2 protein-coding genes are annotated in these 1,279 nt (G+C 47.7%); both read left to right on the top strand.

The annotated features are described in order from the left end of the window. Positions 1–555 (top strand): glycoside hydrolase family 3 N-terminal domain-containing protein (locus E5161_RS20440; RefSeq protein ID WP_281279896.1); only part of this gene is annotated, 555 nt, incomplete at its 5' end. Positions 556–708: 153 nt separating this feature from the next. After that, on the top strand, positions 709–1,279 hold a 571-nt coding region (locus E5161_RS20445), incomplete at its 3' end, for a Crp/Fnr family transcriptional regulator (protein ID WP_136779746.1).

Genomic DNA, 1,279 nt, shown 5'->3' on the forward strand with positions numbered 1-1,279 from the left:
CCGGGGCATGGCGACACCTCGGTCGATTCCCACCTGAACTTGCCGGTTGTCAACAAAACGGCTGCCGAGCTGTCGAAGATGGAGTGGGTTCCGTTCAAGGCAGCGATCGATGCCGGCGCGGATGCCGTCATGGTCGCGCATATATTGTTTCCGAAAATCGATCCGGACGCCCCCGCTTCTTTCTCCAAAGTAATCATCGGTCAACAGCTGCGTGGCAAATTGGGCTTCCACGGAGTCGTGATTACCGATTCGATGGCGATGGGCGCCATCGCGAAAAACTACGCCATCGAGGATGCTTCCGTCCGTTCGGTTGAGGCGGGCAGCGACATCATCCTTGTGTCCTTCGGATATGAGACCGTTAAAAAAATCGAACAAGCGCTGCTTGCCAGCGTCAAATCCGGCCGCATTCCGGAATCCCGGATCGATGAGAGCGTAACGCGAATTCTCACCTTGAAGCGAAAGTACGGATTGTCCGATCGTGCGCTCGCCGTACCTCAAATCAAGGGCCTGAACGCCGAGATCAGAAGCTGGCGCAAAGCCGTTGGCGTTGATTAACGGAAGCGGACGGATCTTTTCCTAAAGAAACAATTACCAGCGGTTAATTTGAATGAAGGGCATGTGGTTTACACAATTTATACTCACAACCACATGCCAAACAATGCGGAGAGTGGAGCGGTTATCGTTCGCAACATGGAAAGGAGGGGCAAAATGTTACATGATGTGGCGATGGAAAACATAACATCATTTTTGCCCAAAATAAAGATATTTGAATCGCTTCCGGCAGAAATTATCCGTGAAATCGAACAATTGGTCACAAGATCAAATACGTATAAGCTTTCAAAAAACTCTATTCTTCAGACGCCCGGTGATGAAAGGGATGGCTTGTTTTTCGTAATCGCCGGTAAACTTCGCTTATACAAAACCAATTCGGCCGGCAAACAACATACGGTCTGCATCCTAAGCGAAGGCGGCATGTTTGGCGAAGTTGAAACGTTTTCATTGGGCACAAGAGGGACTTATGTGGAGACGATAGAAGACTCGATTGTTTTTTCGATTCCGACCGAACAATTCGAACCGCTTTTAGGCAAGTATTCTGAATTGTCTTTACGATTTTTATCGGAAATAAGCAAACGCCTGCGAGATCAGGATGAATTGGTGGAAAAATTGGTTTTTAGGGATCTACGTGGTAAAGTGCTTTACTTTCTCAACCGACTATCTAAAAAGTTCGGCATAGAAGAAAATGGATACCAAAAAATCGATTTTCCCCTGACTCATCAAG

Origin of the sequence: Cohnella pontilimi (assembly GCF_005049045.1) — a bacterium.
Lineage (GTDB): Bacteria > Bacillota > Bacilli > Paenibacillales > Paenibacillaceae > Cohnella > Cohnella pontilimi.